At 41.5% G+C, this 16,923-nt stretch carries 16 protein-coding genes and 4 tRNA genes; 6 read left to right on the top strand and 14 right to left on the bottom strand.

Translation table 11 applies throughout. The features are described 5' to 3' along the window. Positions 1-380 precede the first annotated feature (380 nt). Positions 381-1,652, top strand: coding sequence for a GGDEF domain-containing protein (locus AAEY98_RS13010; protein WP_192114334.1), 1,272 nt, complete (start codon positions 381-383; stop codon positions 1,650-1,652). Between the two features lie 271 nt (positions 1,653-1,923). On the opposite strand, the gene AAEY98_RS13005 is transcribed toward AAEY98_RS13010, so the two are convergent. Continuing rightward, positions 1,924-2,409 (bottom strand): YajQ family cyclic di-GMP-binding protein, encoded by a 486-nt coding sequence (locus tag AAEY98_RS13005; protein WP_101088723.1) that lies wholly within the window; start codon positions 2,407-2,409, stop codon positions 1,924-1,926. Positions 2,410-2,746: 337 nt separating this feature from the next. Between AAEY98_RS13005 and AAEY98_RS13000 the strand changes: the two genes are divergently transcribed. Beyond that, positions 2,747-3,103, top strand: coding sequence for a VanZ family protein (locus AAEY98_RS13000; RefSeq protein ID WP_101088722.1), 357 nt, complete (start codon positions 2,747-2,749; stop codon positions 3,101-3,103). Positions 3,104-3,109: 6 nt separating this feature from the next. Beyond that, positions 3,110-4,087, top strand: a complete 978-nt coding sequence (locus AAEY98_RS12995) for a ketopantoate reductase family protein (RefSeq protein ID WP_351017431.1) — start codon at positions 3,110-3,112, stop codon at positions 4,085-4,087. A gap of 94 nt (positions 4,088-4,181) precedes the next feature. Here AAEY98_RS12995 and AAEY98_RS12990 read toward each other — a convergent pair whose 3' ends face one another. The 8 genes from AAEY98_RS12990 to hemA all read right to left on the bottom strand — a co-directional run bounded on the left by AAEY98_RS12990 (position 4,182) and on the right by hemA (position 12,067). Beyond that, the gene (locus AAEY98_RS12990; protein ID WP_162023772.1) at positions 4,182-5,054 is read right to left on the bottom strand and encodes a DMT family transporter; all 873 of its coding nucleotides are present in this window, start codon (positions 5,052-5,054) and stop codon (positions 4,182-4,184) included. A gap of 169 nt (positions 5,055-5,223) precedes the next feature. Beyond that, positions 5,224-6,075, bottom strand: coding sequence for a 3-deoxy-8-phosphooctulonate synthase (kdsA, locus tag AAEY98_RS12985; RefSeq protein ID WP_011636211.1), 852 nt, complete (start codon positions 6,073-6,075; stop codon positions 5,224-5,226). A gap of 17 nt (positions 6,076-6,092) precedes the next feature. Next, entirely contained in the window at positions 6,093-7,340 is a 1,248-nt protein-coding gene (locus tag AAEY98_RS12980; RefSeq protein WP_101088719.1) for a DUF819 family protein, read from the bottom strand. A 193-nt stretch (positions 7,341-7,533) separates the two neighbouring features. Further along, positions 7,534-8,322, bottom strand: a complete 789-nt coding sequence (locus AAEY98_RS12975; RefSeq protein WP_101088718.1) for a transglutaminase family protein — start codon at positions 8,320-8,322, stop codon at positions 7,534-7,536. 10 nt (positions 8,323-8,332) lie between these two features. After that, positions 8,333-8,728 (bottom strand): SirB2 family protein, encoded by a 396-nt coding sequence (locus tag AAEY98_RS12970; protein ID WP_011636208.1) that lies wholly within the window; start codon positions 8,726-8,728, stop codon positions 8,333-8,335. A 124-nt stretch (positions 8,729-8,852) separates the two neighbouring features. Next, entirely contained in the window at positions 8,853-9,707 is an 855-nt protein-coding gene (gene prmC, locus AAEY98_RS12965) for a peptide chain release factor N(5)-glutamine methyltransferase (protein WP_059744790.1), read from the bottom strand. A 9-nt stretch (positions 9,708-9,716) separates the two neighbouring features. Further along, positions 9,717-10,802: a peptide chain release factor 1 gene (prfA, locus tag AAEY98_RS12960; RefSeq protein WP_101088717.1), complete on the bottom strand. Its 1,086-nt coding sequence runs from the start codon at positions 10,800-10,802 to the stop codon at positions 9,717-9,719. 14 nt (positions 10,803-10,816) lie between these two features. Continuing rightward, positions 10,817-12,067, bottom strand: a complete 1,251-nt coding sequence (gene hemA, locus AAEY98_RS12955) for a glutamyl-tRNA reductase (protein WP_182744293.1) — start codon at positions 12,065-12,067, stop codon at positions 10,817-10,819. A 237-nt stretch (positions 12,068-12,304) separates the two neighbouring features. Here hemA and lolB point away from each other — a divergent pair, with 237 nt between their 5' ends. The 3 genes from lolB (at position 12,305) to AAEY98_RS12940 (ending at position 14,873) form a co-directional block, all read left to right on the top strand. Beyond that, entirely contained in the window at positions 12,305-12,916 is a 612-nt protein-coding gene (gene lolB, locus AAEY98_RS12950; RefSeq protein ID WP_162023774.1) for a lipoprotein insertase outer membrane protein LolB, read from the top strand. 46 nt (positions 12,917-12,962) lie between these two features. After that, positions 12,963-13,835 (top strand): 4-(cytidine 5'-diphospho)-2-C-methyl-D-erythritol kinase, encoded by an 873-nt coding sequence (gene ispE / locus AAEY98_RS12945; RefSeq protein ID WP_351017428.1) that lies wholly within the window; start codon positions 12,963-12,965, stop codon positions 13,833-13,835. Between the two features lie 90 nt (positions 13,836-13,925). Beyond that, positions 13,926-14,873 (top strand): ribose-phosphate pyrophosphokinase, encoded by a 948-nt coding sequence (locus AAEY98_RS12940; RefSeq protein WP_011636202.1) that lies wholly within the window; start codon positions 13,926-13,928, stop codon positions 14,871-14,873. A gap of 266 nt (positions 14,874-15,139) precedes the next feature. Here the strand turns inward: AAEY98_RS12940 and AAEY98_RS12935 are convergent, their stop codons facing one another. The 5 genes from AAEY98_RS12935 to AAEY98_RS12915 form a co-directional block, all read right to left on the bottom strand. After that, on the bottom strand, positions 15,140-16,165 hold the full coding sequence (locus AAEY98_RS12935; protein WP_351017425.1) for a patatin-like phospholipase family protein: 1,026 nt from the start codon (positions 16,163-16,165) through the stop codon (positions 15,140-15,142). A 299-nt stretch (positions 16,166-16,464) separates the two neighbouring features. Next, positions 16,465-16,539 (bottom strand) — tRNA-Gln (locus tag AAEY98_RS12930). Between the two features lie 48 nt (positions 16,540-16,587). Continuing rightward, positions 16,588-16,672 (bottom strand) — tRNA-Leu (locus tag AAEY98_RS12925). A 93-nt stretch (positions 16,673-16,765) separates the two neighbouring features. Beyond that, positions 16,766-16,842: transfer RNA gene (locus tag AAEY98_RS12920), tRNA-Met, on the bottom strand. A gap of 5 nt (positions 16,843-16,847) precedes the next feature. Further along, positions 16,848-16,922 (bottom strand) — tRNA-Gln (locus AAEY98_RS12915). Position 16,923: the final 1 nt, after the last annotated feature.

The following is a 16,923-nucleotide window of genomic DNA, read 5'->3' as shown; positions in this document are numbered from 1 at the left end:
AAAATCATCTTTTTAGCTAACCTAACTTGATTAAAATTAGCATAGCGACACCAACACAACCTTGTAATACTTTATCTGATGGCATTTTTAAATCACAGTTTTTATTAATCAAAAAGTGTTTCATCACAAAGCCGAAATGATAAACAGACTTGACAGTACTCTCTTCAAATCGGTCTTATCACTAAGCCTCACCCAACTGGCTGAAATGAAAAATATGTTTACCTTAAGACTATTTGTTGTATGGTAATATTCAGCAGATAAATATGTGTAGGGTTAAGAGATTTTTGACTGACTTGTGGAGGGCGTTCTACTAGGACACCAGCTTGGTTCAGACGATAAAACAACAAAGCGCTGCATCATAGTGTTTGAACGGATAAATAATGATTCAACTTTACTCCTTACCTTTAATTGTCTGCTCTAGCATCAGCTTTATTCTAAGCTTGTTTTTCATGCTGCTATATCATCGTCTGAAATCACGTCACGAAGAACAAGTGTACTATTACTTGATTTTTTCGCTATCAGCATTGTTAAGTAGTGTCTTTTTAGCAGCCTTTGCGATCCTCATTAATTCTTCTGAAAATCTCGATTATCTCAATATATCCAACCGAGTGACCATCATTACTGCAATGTTCACCATTGTGATTGGCCTGCATTTCTTTGTCGCATTCTTTGAATATAAAGCCCCTGTGCTACTCAAATTATGCTATGCCATATGTGGCGTCTTTTCTTTACTAGCCTTGGTACCAAATCAATATTTTCTAGCCAAAGAGTATTATGCCACCTCAACATATTACACCGGCCTGGTATTTGGTCCTTTATTCCAGCTGTGGGGGATCTGGATACTGTTATTAGCAGGATACTGTATCGTTATTCTTACTCGGATCTATGTGCGTCAATACAAAAAGAAAAATAATTCTCTTGGCACAGTGCAATTACTTTTAGGGGCTACGAGCATATGGATGGTAACTGGCGTAGCTGATACCTTAACAGGAATACAAGTTATTGATCTGCCGCCCTTAACATGGGTTGGTTCTTTTTTAGTAACATGCTGCAATGCTTGGATTCTAGTCCTTCATATTGACGATCTTTATGAGCAAAGGCGACAGTTAAATAATCGTCTTATGTATGATCATCTTACTCAGGCTTTCTCACGCAGCTACTTTGAATTCCGTTTGACCGAAGCCATTAATAAAATGTCGAGAAACCATTCAATTAAATTACACCTATGTATATTTGATATAGACAATTTTAAAACCATTAATGATAGTTATGGACATATAAACGGAGATGAATTACTCAAAGCAATCGCAACTATTGTCAAAGAGAACATTCGCCCCATTGATTGCTTTGCTCGTTTGGGCGGAGATGAATTCGTTCTTCTACTTATTGACTTAGATGATCAGCACGCTTATGAGATCGTTGCACGGATCAAAAAGAGTATATTTGAAACCACATTTGGGCTAAGCACACTGCAATTTAGTGCTTCATGTTCTTTTGGGATGGTGAGCTCAGGGGCTGAAAACTTAGTAAGTAAAAATCTATCAAAACAACTATTATCTAAAGCAGATGAAGCCCTCTATATCGCCAAAAATCAAGGAAAGAATACAATTAGAGTGTTAAATCTATCGGCATCAGAAGCACTAATGACCTAGCGTGCTGGCGCAAGAAACGATTGATAATATTTATTATGTATCTATTTAGTCATGGACTACTATCAATGCTAAGAAGCTATACAGAATCTGTTACAGAGTCGAACACATTGTCATTCATGATGTTGTCCCCCATACAATGTACGCTAATCAAAATTGAATATAAGCAAAACAAACTAACGCAAACATTACTTCCCAAAAAAGCCGATAGGGTTTCCCTTATCGGCTTTTTGTCTCTACAGAACTTGCCTGTGGAGAATTTATCACTTCAGGATTAGTCTCTGAAGTTGTCGAACTGGAATGGTTGTCCGAGTTCTGATTCTTTGGCTAGACGCATGACCGCTTGTAGGTCATCGCGCTTTTTGCCAGTGATGCGTACTGAGTCGCCTTGAATAGCGGCTTGCACTTTAAGCTTGCTGTCTTTGATGGCTTTAACTAGCTTTTTAGCAATCAGTGAATCGATACCTTGCTTAAAATTAACTTTTAAACTGAAGGTTTTGCCACTGTGAACCGCTTTATCATCGACTTCCATTGACGACGGATCGACGTTGCGTTTACTCAACTGAATACGCAAAATATCAACCAGCTGCTTACAAATAAAATCATCTTCCGCTTTTAGCGTGACAACGTTGTCTTTGTATTCAATTTCAATTTCTTTACCACGTAAATCAAATCGGCTAGCCACTTCACGGCGAGAGTTTTCTACCGCGTTACGTAATTCTTCTTCATCAACTTCCGACACAATATCCATAGATGGCATGTTGCTTTCCTCTTTGATTCATCACATTTATATACGGCTATTTTACACTAGGAGTCATTAACAGGATAGTGGAGTACAACTTAGGCTCTATTAAACCGATTATCGTGCGCTAATATCCCATTGATTAACAAAATATCATTAACCAGCTATTTTAAATGATAATGTAGTTAAAACGCCCATTCTATTGAGTTTTACGACTATGGGTTTGTCATTATCGATAGTAAAAACGGCCCTTTTTGAACAATTGTTACTTTCTATAGAGGTTAATTAGTGACAATTTTAAACAGGTTTCTTATTATTAGCGATATTCTCATTTCACAAGGCTGATGTTACGCTCGTGATCACTTATAAAAACATTTTTAAACTTGCGTTAGTTGTTGCTGTGATAGTGACTAGCTATCTTGTTTTTTCAAAACCAAGTTACCCGCAAACGTTCGCCCATATGGATAAAGTGGGCCATTTAGGCAGTTTTTTAGCCCTTTCATATCTAGCACATTACGCTTTTAAACCGCGTTGGTATTTTTTGTGTACCTCTTTGGCAGCCTATGCAGTGTTAATTGAATTGATTCAATCTCGCTTACCTTACCGCAGTGCATCAGCTGCCGATGTAATTGCCGATTTTGTCGGGATTGCATTATTTTACTTATTGCACTTTTCTATCAATAAGTACCGTAAATTAAAAGCGAATCGTTAATACCTCATGGTAAGAACATCAGCGTTGCCAGCGTCATCCACACACGACAATAATGCTCTTATTGCCGTTTTAGGTGCAGGTGCGATTGGGCAATTGATGTATCATAAATTGAGTGTTAATACCCAAGAAACTCAAGTAAACGAGGTGATGTTGATTGGCAGAGATAAGCAGACTCGCCATCAACAATTGCGTTTTATTGACCACACCCAACACACCCATGAAGCCTTAGCGACTATATTGGGAACAGATGATAACCGCTTAGCGCGAGTTGAATTACTGTTTGTGTGTGTTAAAGCCTATCAAGTCGAGCAAGCGCTTTTACCTTTATTACCGAAACTGTCGCCTCAATGCCATATTGTATTACTCCATAATGGTTTAGGGCCGCACTTACCTGTTGCTGCAGCCCTTATGCGTTATAAGGATATGGGCTTAACCTTAGGCACCACTTCACAAGCGGCGTTGAAGTTAAGCCCGTGGCAGGTGAAGTACAGTGGTTTGGGTGTGACTCAGCTAGGTCATTATTGTGGCTCTGTTATGTCGGCAGCATTAAAGACATGCTTAACTCGTCTACATAGTGACAACCAACCGATTGAGTGGCATCAACCTGTATTACCAGTCTTGTGGCAAAAGCTGGCCATTAATGCAGTAATAAACCCGTTAACCGCGTTAAATCAGTGTGCGAATGGCCAATTGGCAGCAACAGAATATCAATCACAGATCAGTGCCATTATCGATGAGCTAGTAGAAGTGGCTAAATATGATGGCATCATATTAGATAAGGCGGCTGTCAAAGTGCGGGTTTATCAGGTGATTGAGTTAACCTCGGCAAACTTCTCATCTATGTATCAAGATGTCGCCCACAGCAGACCGACTGAAATTAATGAGATAAATGGCTACATTTGCCAGCAAGCCAAGGCGCTTCATCTTAATGTGCCCAATAATCAATATCTCGTCGACAAGGTTTTGCAATTGAGTAAATCTTGAATGCGATGCTATCACTCGCCTCAACTCAATTTAAATCATCGGGTAAGTCAGCCCAAATCAAAATATTTGAACTGATAATTATTTGCTACTGGATTTAGCTCCACATGACCAAAACAGCTGCTATCGCGATTAAAATCAAACCCGCTACATCGTTAATTTTAACTTTATCTTTAAGCCAAAAAACAGCGATCATCAAGGTAAAAAACACCTCAATCTGGCCGAGTGTTTTAACATAAGGCACAGCCTGCAACGACATTGCGCTAAACCAACCAATTGAACCGATACAACTGGTGATACTAATTGATAAGGTTAATGTGGGTCGTTGCCATAACGCCGCTAAAGTCGATTTATCTTTTGCCAGCAAATAACCAATGAGCACGATTGTTTGTAAGCCAATAACCCACAGTAATACCCATGCAGCACGATGCGTAAACGGCCCTTGCAGAGTTAAACTTGCTTCGCGTACCCATAGCGAGGTCAACGCAAAAGCACTGCCACATGCAAGCCCTAATAAGACTGTTTTAACTGAAAGTTGTTTAAAACCCTGTTTACTGCTTAACAACATTATTGCTAAGCCGCCAATAACAACGCCTATCCAGCCTAATAGGGATAATTGTGTGCCGAAAAATAGCACCCCAAGTATTGCAGCGACTAATGCTTCACTTTTAGCCAGCCCGGCACCAATGGCAAAGTTTTGCATTTTAAACAGTTTAACCATCAAGCCTGTTGCTAGAATTTGCATCGATGATGCACCAATAACAAAACCCCAAAATGTCCCTGTAAACTCAGGTAATGCACTAGGTTGATATTGATGTAAACCATACAGATAACACGCAGCAATGGGGCCGGCCCAAATGAATCGAGCCAAGGTAACACCTGCAACACTGACTTCTTTACTGAGTTTGCTTTGAAATGCATTGCGCCACGCCTGCATAAACGCAGCGAGGAAGGTAAACATGATCCACATAATTAACTATTGCTCATTACATAAAAAAGCCCTGAAACTTGGTAAAAAGTCAGGGCTTATACAAGGGCAATTAGATTACTGTTTACGACCATTAAAAGACACTGATTAAATGCCTAATTGATTAAAAATCAACTTACCGCTGTTTCAGTCATTCAATGTCATTGATGGCTTACTTGCTGGTATCAATAAACTCAAAAGATTTAACCAATTCATCTACCGCTTTCATCTGGGTTAGGTATTTCTCTAATAAATGCAGTGGTAGCGCACATGGGCCATCGCATTTTGCATTATCAGGATCGGGATGGGCTTCGATAAATAGACCCGCTAAACCTAATGCCATACCACTACGAGCAAGCTCGGTTGCTTGTGCACGACGTCCACCAGCAGAATCTGCTCGTCCACCAGGGCGTTGTAGTGCATGAGTGGCATCAAATATTACCGGATAACCGGTTTGTTTCATTTCGTCCATGCCTAGCATGTCTACAACGAGGTTGTTGTAACCAAAACTACTGCCACGTTCACATAAAATAATATTGTCATTACCGGCTTCGTTAAACTTGGTAATGATGTGACGCATTTCGTGTGGCGCTAGAAACTGCGGTTTTTTCACATTGATCACTGCACCGGTTTTCGCCATTGCCACTACAAGATCAGTTTGGCGTGCTAAAAATGCAGGCAACTGAATAATATCGACAACTTCTGCAACTGGCGCACACTGATGAATTTCATGCACATCGGTTATCATCGGTACGTTAAAGGTTGATTTTATTTCTTCAAAAATACGTAAACCTTCTTCCATACCAGGGCCACGGTATGAGTTAACCGATGAACGATTGGCTTTATCAAAAGACGCTTTAAACACATATGGAATGCCAAGCTTTTGGGTCACTTCCACATAATGCTCGGCAATCGACATTGCTAAATCGCGCGACTCAAGCACATTCATACCACCAAATAACACGAACGGCTTATCGTTAGCGACTTGAACGTTATTAGATAACTGAATAATTTTTTGATCCATTTGATCCTCTTAGCGCATTACGCTGCAACAATTTGTAATAACTGACCACATAGCCATGCCATGTAAGTACCTAATGCATAACCGAATACTGCCAACAACACCCCTACAGGTGCTAATGCTGGATGGAATGCAGCAGCCACCACTGGCGCCGATGCAGCTCCGCCCACGTTTGCCTGGCTGCCCACTGCCATATAAAACAATGGCGCTTTAATGAGTTTAGCAACCAATAACATTAATCCTGCATGCACTAACATCCACACGATACCGATTAAGAAATAAATCGGCGTATCCATGACTTTAGACACATCCATATGCAAACCTATGGTTGCAACGAGAATGTATAAAAATGCCGAGGCGATTTTAGATGCGCCAGAGGCTTCAAGATGACGCACAGGGCTAAATGAAAGTCCTAAGCCAATAGTAGTCACAATTACCACTAACCAGAAGAATTTAGAGGTTAAACTGTAATCTTCGGTCCACGGATAGTTGGCTTCAAAGAATGGCCCCAAGAAATCTGCCGCAAAATGGGCAAAACCTGTTACCCCAAACCCAACAGCCACAATTAACATGATGTCGCGAAGTGATGGAATACGTGAATTCTCGGCGTGGTACTTTTCTACTTTCTCTTTTAGCGCTTCAATTGCGGTGGTGTCTGCACCCGTTCTGGCATCAATCTCTTTAGCTTTTGATGCCATAAACAGCAGTACTGCCATCCAGATATTGGCCACGATGACATCTACCGTAACCATTACCGAGAATATCTCACCACCGACCGAATAAATCTCTTTCATCGCGGCTTGGTTTGCACCACCACCAATCCAACTTCCCGCTAAGGTTGTCATGCCGCGCCATACTGCGTCAGGACCATTACCACCTAGTAGTGATGGATCTATCATTGATACGCTTAAAAGCGCAATCGGTCCGCCAATAACAATACCCAGCGTGCCGGTTAAAAACATTATCACCGCTTTAGGGCCTAAACTAAGAATGGCTTTTAAATCGACACTTAAAATCAATAACACTAAACACGCAGGCAATAAATACCGCGAAGCAACAAAATACAGTTGTGACGCATGACCATCGATCACGCCAAAAGTGTTTAATAATGAAGGTAAGAAATAGCACAGTAGTAATGCTGGGATGTATTTATAGAATTTTTGCCAAAACGGATGGGTGGATGAACTAGTGTAAAAAACAAAACCTAAAATAACGGCGAGTATACCCAGTGCGGTGGCATCATTGCTCACCATTGCTGACGTTGTCATGCAGTGTTCTCCCTTACAAATACATTATATTTTTTGTTGTTATTGTGATTGTTATTGCGAAAATCAATGGTGATTAAAATCGCATGATTTCGCAGCAGAGCTTTTAAAACTGAGCTTGCTGGCGCCCGACTTGCGAACTAAAGCCACTTTGAGTTAACCCAAAGCAGCCTGTTCGGCAGGTAATATCACATCATTAATGATAAACCTGCATATGTTGACTGAGTTCCTTTAATTGAATCTTAACCAGCTCAATCACCGGATCATGCGGACTCAAATCAATGAAGTGTTGTAAATCAGACATGGCCACTTTAATGCAACCTAATTGCTGCGCAATAAACGCTCGCTCGCGATTAAGATGTACATCATCTGGATGCCATTGTAATAATAAATTACAGCATTCCATTGCCTGTTCAAATTTATGACTGACAATACAACCCGCTTTTAGCTCATGTAACATGCGGCTAATTAATCGTTTTAGCGTAGCTGTTTTTAGATGACTCGGCTTTAATTTAGCCGCATTACCCAATTCACCGCGTACAAATGCATGCAACTGATGACGGCTAAGCTCTTCACCTGTAAGCGGATCATGATATCTAATAACATCATTCACTTGGCTTTTTAATACCGTATTACCGGGTAATAAAACCGCCTCGAGTGTTAAGTCGAGTTGCTTAGCCAATAAAATGAGTAATATTGATAACGTGGTGCTGTTACCTTGACGCTTTAACACGCAATAGCTTAAATCTGCCGCCTCAACACTAAAATAGTCGTCGCGAGCACAAAAGCCTAAATCATTGTAAAACCACTTAAACAGACCTTCAAGCCGTGCTTGTTGGTCAACAACATAGTGACTCAATACCGAACCAGCCATTTCATACCATGCCCACATAGCAGGTTTAGAGGTTGAAAAGCCAAGATGTTCAGAGAGTTCAAATGCAGTTTCAGGTATCGAAACTGCATCATCAAGATGATATTTTGCCATTAAAAACCAATTAACCCATGAATACGACTTGTTTAAAATGAGCCAGTTTGGCCGCTAACACTACCCAACCTATTGCACCGATAAAAGCAAAAAACTTAAACAGTTTATTACGGTTAGATTTAAGTGCCATGATGCCTAAAGCAATGTATGCCGCAACACAGATAATTTTTTCTGTCATCCATGGATCAACAAAAGGATATTGTTTGATCATAAAGCAAAGAGTGAAGCCTGATAGTAATAAAAAGGTATCAATAACATGTGGCGCCACTTTAACAAACTTTTTTTCCATAATAGGAGACTGACGTAAATGCAAAACAAAACGCACGATAAAAAAGATCACACTCATGGCAACTAGCATCATGTGAGTATGCTTTACCGCTGGATATAAACTGTAAAATGTTTCCATTAATTAAGTCTCATTAAAAAGGTCAAAATAAAAGGTGGCTAGTCTACTCTATCAACCAGCCACATACCAATATCACGATGAGTGTTATTTACTTAGAAGGGAAACGCCGAGTAAGACAGGATTATCAATCAGCCCATTGTCCTAGCGTACATCGATCATTGCTGCCAAAGTCTCGCACTGTGGCGACATTTTGATAACCCAGCTCAATCAGTTTTTCACGAACTTTGATTGCCTGCTCATAGCCATGCTCAAGCAATAAGTAACCACCGGGAAGTAAATGAGCCCGTGCTTGCTCTGCAATGTAATACAAATCAGCATAACCTTCATTGCCTGCGGTGAGTGCACTTTGCGGTTCAAAGCGAACATCGCCTAAATGAAGATGCTCATCGGCTTCATCAATGTAAGGAGGATTAGACACAATTAAATCAAAATCGCGCTGCTCTACCGCTGAAAACCAGTCCGACTGGATAATTTCGACTTCGGTTAAATTAAGATTACCGCGATTAGCTTTAGCAAGCTCGACAGCCTCAGGCACATTATCAATGGCAGTAATTCGCCATTTTGGCCGCTCAGACGCTAGAGCCAATGCAATGGCCCCCGTTCCGGTACCTAAATCCAATACTTTGGCATTGTGACGCACAGATAAGTTCAGTGCAGTCTCTACTAAAATTTCAGTATCAGGTCGTGGAATAAGGGTGGAGTCGTTGACAATGAAGGGTAATGACCAAAACTCTCGCTCACCAATAATATGCGCAACCGGAGTGCCACTTTGACGCTTAGTAATCATCTGACTATAAGCTTTAAATTGCTCACTGGTCAGCTGCCGCTCAGGCCAAGTGTATAAAAAACTGCGATTTTTATTCATACAATGCAATAGCAATGCCTCTGCATCCACATGTGCAGATTCAGAGGTTGCAGCTAATTGTGAATAAGCCCATTGCAGGGCTTCAGCAATTGTTGAATACGAAGACTGAGTCAAGAGCACTCCTTAATCGTCAGCTAACGCTGCAAGCATGTCTGCTTGATGTTCTAGCATGATAGGTTCAAGCAAGACATTTAAATCGCCTTCCATGACTTCATTCAAGCGATATAGCGTTAAGTTGATACGATGATCACTTACGCGACCTTGTGGGTAATTGTACGTTCTAATACGTTCAGAACGATCACCACTGGCCACTAAACTACGGCGGGTTGTTTCTTCAGCGCTACGTCTTTTTTCATCTTCAACCGCTTGAATACGCGCTGCCAATACACTCATCGCTTGGGCACGGTTTTTATGTTGTGAACGCTGATCCTGACACTCAACAATAATGCCAGATGGAATATGGGTAATACGAATAGCAGAATCGGTTTTGTTAACGTGCTGACCACCCGCACCAGAGGCGCGGAATGTATCAACTTTTAAGTCTGCTGCATTAATCGAAATCGCTTCAGCCTCTGGTACTTCATGCAATACCACAACAGTACAAGCAGAAGTATGCACACGGCCTTGAGATTCGGTTTCAGGCACACGTTGAACGCGATGTCCGCCTGACTCAAACTTTAATTTGCCGTAAGCACCGTCACCACTGATTTTAACAATGATTTCTTTAAAGCCGCCATGCTCGCCTTCGTTGACATTCATCACTTCCATTTGCCAACGGTTGGCTTCACAGTAACGTGAATACATACGGTATAAGTCGCCAGCAAAAATAGCCGCTTCATCACCACCAGCACCGGCGCGAATTTCAAGAAACGCGTTGGTGTCATCGTTAGGGTCTGTTGGCAATAGTAAAACTTGTAATTCATCTTCAAGCTTTTCTAGCACTTGCTTTGACTGCTTATACTCATCTTGCGCCATTTCGCGCATTTCAAGATCGTCTTCTTCAAGCATCTCTTTGGCGTAGTCGAAATCTTTTTGAGCTTGTTGAAATGCCTTAAAGCTACTCACAACATCTTCAAGTTGAGAATATTCTTTTGATAATCCACGAAAACGGTCTTGATCCGAAATCACGGTAGCATCACTGAGTAACGCTAATACTTCTTCATTACGTTCGAGCAAGCCTTCAAGCTTGCGGATAACGGATTCTTTCATTTAGCTCGCTAACCTTAGTTTTTATCTAAACCAAGCGCAGTTCTTAATTGGCCTAACGTATTCAAATCACCTTGGCGGCTTGCTGAAGTGAGCGCTTGTGTAGGTGAATGTATCAAACGATTGGTCAGCCTGTTAGCTAACTCAAGTATCACTTGTTCACTATCACTGCCTTGAGATAATTTATTCAAGGCACGTTCAACTAATTCATCTTTAATAGCCAAGCTCTGGCTGCGATATTCGCGAATACTGTCGACTGACTCTAAAGACCTAATCCACTCCATAAATAAGTGTGATTGATCTTCAGTAATTAATTCTGCTTGCTCGGCGGCTTCTTTACGTGAAGCCATGTTCTGTTCAATTATGCTATGCAGATCGTCTACAGTATAAAGGAATGCGTCGTCTAACTCACCGACTTCTGCTTCAATATCTCTTGGAACTGCAATATCCACCAACAACATAGGTTGGTGACGACGCTGTTTTAGCGCTTTTTCGACCATACCTTTACCTAAAATAGGCAAAGGGCTGGCGGTAGAGGATATCACGATATCGGCTTTAGCGAGAAAGTCTGGTATTTGTTCTAAGGTAATTGCGGTCGCATTAAACTCTTCACACATGGCTTGAGCACGTTCAATCGTGCGATTTGCCACCACCATAGAAGCAACACCATTATCTTTAAGGTGCTTAGCGACTAATTCAATGGTTTCTCCAGCACCAATGAGTAACACCTTAGTGGTGCTCAACGATGAGAAAATATGTTTGGCCATGCTGACAGCGGCAAAGGCAACAGAAACCGCGGCAGCACCGATTTCAGTGTCAGTACGCACTTTTTTAGCCACTGAGAAAGTATTTTGAAATAAACGATCGATGGTTAATGCAATAGTGCCTGCTTCTTTGGCTTTCACAAACGCTTGTTTGACCTGTCCCAAAATTTGCGGTTCGCCTAGCACCAGAGAATCTAAACCTGACGCTACCCGCATTAAATGTTTGACAGCAACTTGTTCTTCATAGGCGTAGATACACGGCATTAAATCGCTATGATCTAAACCATGATAATCTTCTAACCATTCAATAATGTCTTCCTTTTCAGCATTATTGCAATATAGCTCAGTTCGGTTACAGGTAGACACAATAACAGCCTCACCCGTGCGGGTGCGACTGGCCAAGCTTTTCATGGCATCATGAATGCGGTCTGGAGAGAAAGCGACTTTTTCACGCAAATCTACCGTGGCGGTTTTATGGTTTATCCCGATTATTACTAGGCTCATTAGACGGTATCAAGTTCTTTTCGGTGACGTTAATTAGGCTATTCTACTGAATTGGACCAACTAAAAACACAATTGGCTTAACAAAACCGAATAAATGTCTAAATTTTTATTTATTGATCACATATCTATTGTGCAAACCATTACATTAATATCACATTAATTTTGGCAAAAGCATTTTTACATAATGGCTTAAGCCCAGTATCATAAGATCATCTTAAGCAACCGCTAGGCAATCCATTGCGTTTATCTGCATCTTTATTTCATACAGCTCTCATTACCGTGTTGCTTGTCTTAGCCGGTTGTAGTGTCACTCCATCTGATGATTTCACCCCTATCGATGTGACCAACGCAGCTCAAGCCAAAGCATGGGAACTTCAAGGCAAAATTGCCGTCAAGACATCGCAAGACAAATTCAGCACCAATTTGTATTGGCTACATCAACCTAAAGCAAATGATTTACGCCTAACAACGGTATTAGGCACTACAGTATTAACCCTTAAGACAAATCAAGGTATGGCGACACTTGAAGTTGACGGCAAAACCTATCGTGACAGTAATGCACAAGATTTACTGACAGGTATTAGCGGATGGTCAATCCCGCTTGATAGCCTTCCTTTATGGATTACCGGCCAAATTGGCAGCAATGATAAAATTGTCAGCTATAATCCTGATGGCACAATTAAACAATTAATCAGTCATGACTCTGAAGCCAATTGGGTAGTCAGTTTTCTCGGTTGGCAACAACAAAGCGGCGCGCTTGTGCCTAGGTTGTTGAAGGTTGAGCGTGAAAATGTACAAATAAAAATTCAAACTAATCAATGGACAGCGGTAGCAGCCAAAACTAAATAACGTTAAATATTCAGTGCTGGCTAATCAACAAGGTAGTGAACAAAACATGACATCGACGAAATCACGCAAATCAGCGGTATCCAAAAGTTGGCCTGCTCCTGCAAAACTGAATTTATTTTTACATGTAACTGGCCAACGAGCCGATGGCTATCACGAATTACAAACACTATTTCAATTTATTGACCATTGTGACTACCTTGATTTTCATATCACAGACACACCAGATTTAATTCTCCATTCTACGATGTCCGATTCTGTCGCTAACAGCGATAACTTAATTCTTAAGGCCGCAAAATCACTTAAGCGTTACGCCCAATATCAAGGCGGTGCGCATATTTGGTTAGAAAAATTGTTGCCTATGGGTGGTGGTTTAGGCGGCGGTTCATCTGATGCGGCAACCACATTAGTGGCGCTAAATGCCTTATGGAAAACCAATGTTTCACCCAGTAAACTGGCTGAAATTGGCTTAATGCTTGGTGCGGATGTCCCTGTTTTTATTAATGGTTTATCTGCGTTTGCCGAAGGTGTAGGTGAGAAGTTAATCACAGTACAACCACCCGAGTCATGGTATTTGGTTATTGTCCCTGATGTACATGTGTCAACCCAGGATGTTTTTCAACATCCTGATTTGCCACGTAACACACCAAAATTGGATATGAGTAGTTTAATGACTCAACAATGGAGCAATGATTGTCAGAAACTGGTCACAACTAAGCACCCTCAAGTTGCCAATGCCTTAAGCTGGCTGGTAGAATATGCGCCGTCGAGAATGACCGGAACAGGTGCATGCGTGTTCGGGGAATTTACACATTCGCAACAAGCCCTTGACGCTTTAGCCAAATTACCGGCTGATATGCGAGGTTTTGTCGCAAAAGGGATGAACAAGTCGCCATTACAAATACGACTTGAGCAGCTCTAACAACATTATTTCTTCTGGGTCAGTTTTGAGTGACAACACGTAAAATTGATCTAGCCTTTAATCGTAAAGCAAACACCTGAGGTTCATAAAGTGCCCGACATCAAGCTCTTTGCTGGTAACGCTACCCCAAATCTAGCCGCCAAGATAGCCGACCGTTTATTTTGCAAACTTGGCGACGCAGTTGTAGGCCGTTTCAGCGACGGTGAAATCAGTGTTCAAATAAACGAGAATGTACGTGGTGCGGATGTGTTCATCATCCAATCTACTTGCGCACCAACTAACGATAATCTCATGGAGCTTATTGTAATGGTTGACGCGCTACGTCGTGCATCAGCGGGTCGTATTACTGCCGTTATTCCGTACTTTGGTTATGCTCGTCAAGACCGCCGTGTACGCAGTGCACGTGTACCCATTACCGCAAAAGTTGTTGCAGATTTCTTGTCAAGCGTGGGTGTTGACCGCGTATTGACTTGTGACTTACATGCTGAGCAAATTCAAGGTTTCTTTGATGTCCCTGTTGATAACGTGTTCGGTAGCCCTGTGTTACTTGAAGACATGTTGGCAAAGAAATTAGAAAATCCTGTTGTTGTGTCTCCTGATATTGGCGGTGTAGTTCGTGCTCGTGCAGTTGCCAAGCTATTAGATGATTCTGACCTTGCGATTATCGATAAGCGTCGTCCACAAGCTAACGTTGCCCAAGTAATGCATATTATTGGTGATGTTCAAGGCCGTGATTGCATCATCGTTGATGACATGATCGACACGGGTGGCACCTTATGTAAAGCTGCTGAAGCATTAAAAGAACATGGCGCTAACCGCGTGTTCGCTTATGCTACTCATCCGGTATTCTCAGGCAATGCTGCTGAAAATATTGCTAATTCTGTTATCGATGAAGTTATCGTGACAGACACGGTGCCATTAAGCCCTGAAATGCTGAAAGTGGCTAAAGTGACCCAGCTAACGATGTCTGCAGTATTAGCTGAAGCGATTCGTCGCGTTAGCAACGAAGAGTCAATCTCTGCGATGTTCCGCCACTAATCATCTTTAGTGAGTGAAACAACTAAACGCACTCTTACGAGTGCGTTTTTGTTTGGTTAAACCTCGCAAAAATACTTTATATAAGTTACTTGAGAAATAAGCCGAACCACCATTACCAGATGTTCGTCATTATTGAATGGCTGATGTCTAACATTATCCGTCAAATCATTCTACAACCTTCAAGCATTCAACTCACAAGTGCATTTATTGATTGAATCAATAGCATCATCTCATCGTCGGCTTCCAAACCCAAAAACCAGGCTCATCTAAGCAGTCATGCTTTGCATGACTGCATTCGACTCTAGCGGATGCTGAGAATGTGCAGAATAGAATGTCTTTTGAGTGTGTAAAAAAGTATTGCCCGCAGTGATACCGGTTTGATAATCATGGCGTAAGCCCATATCTGTGCTGCCCAACAATTTGCTTTGCAGATCATCATCAGCAAAAATTTGAATGATCTCGACATCATCTGGTGGATTGGCGATAAACGCGAGCTCTTGTTCGTAAGCATGTTCATGCTGAACCAAGTAATCTATGGTTTTGGGACAATAACCTGACACACAAATCCATGATTTTAATTTATGCACCCAAGCAGACTGTGCATGAAAATCTGCATTAACAGTACGAATTACCACTATTTTTCTCGCACCACGGCGATATGCTTCACGAACCGGTAACGGCGCAGCCAGTCCACCATCAAGATAAAAGTCCGCTTGAGGGTAATCATCGTCGGTCTGAACTTGATTAGCTGCACTGGCGGTTAACCAGGGCGCAAGTTTAACCCCCTGTTTATATAGAAAGGGTAATGCACTTGAGGCTTTAAGCAATTCGCGCCAGTGGTCATTATCACCATTTGGGCGTAAGAAATAACCTTGTCGGTCGCGTGAATTAGTTGCGGTGATCAGTAACTCGCGTTGTCCCAAATATTTTGCTGCTGCGGTAAAGTCTAAGGCAAAACTACCTTGAGTCGTTTTATCAAAGTACCAGTCCAAATCGACAACATTTCCGCCAACTAACCCTCGGCCCAGTTGGTAAAATCGCTTATGTCGTGATAACCCACGGATTAATCGCTTGGCATAGCCTTTTTGGCGAGATAAATAACTCGTGAGATTTTGTGAACCAGCAGATGTGCCTATGAATAAATCAAAGGGATCAAAATCATTATCTAACCACGCATCTAAAACACCAGCAGTGAATATCCCTCGCTGACCACCGCCTTCAGCAATCAGTGCCATCTTGGGTTGTGATGCTTCATAAGGGTTCGTTAATGGTGTTGGTGTTAGGACGTTCATGATAAGCCTTTCTAAAAATATTCACTGCATAAGACAAGTCTAAACAACAGTAAGTAAAATAGATAACCGATAGAATCAATCGCGTTGATAGGAAAATACTATTGGTAAACAATACCGATTGTATTAATTATCTGCTTATTCAGAGTAACTTGATAGCAGATGGGATAAGGCTAAGGGGTGATTTTCTTTGAGCAGTATTAACATCAACAGGCTTCAATATGCTCAAAACATTTTGCTGAAAATATTTTGCTGAAAAAGAATAGCAAAAAGCCCGTCTATAAGACGGGCTTTTTAGAATTTGGCTGGGATACAAGGATTCGAACCTTGGAATGCTGAGATCAAAACCCAGTGCCTTACCGCTTGGCGATATCCCAATAGTATTTTTTAAACAGATATGAAAAAAAATTGTGACTAAAATTTGATGGTACGGAAAGAGAGACTTGAACTCTCACACCTCGCGGCACCAGAACCTAAATCTGGCGTGTCTACCAATTCCACCATTCCCGCATCAAATTTTAACTTAGAGTATACTCTTTTTATTTCAGAGTAAACTTTGCTTTACCAGCTAACGTAAGTACAACTCACTCTACCCAGTAAATATGGTAGCAATGGCGGGACTTGAACCTGCGACCCCAGCATTATGAGTGCTGTGCTCTAACCAGCTGAGCTACATTGCCAAAGATGGCTGGGATACAAGGATTCGAACCTTGGAATGCTGAGATCAAAACCCAGTGCCTTACCGCTTGGCGATATCCCAA

It is taken from the genome of Shewanella sp. AC91-MNA-CIBAN-0169 (assembly GCF_040310165.1).
Lineage (GTDB): Bacteria > Pseudomonadota > Gammaproteobacteria > Enterobacterales > Shewanellaceae > Shewanella.
Note: the sequence above shows the minus strand (reverse complement) of the source record. Positions and strands in the feature narration are given on the sequence as shown.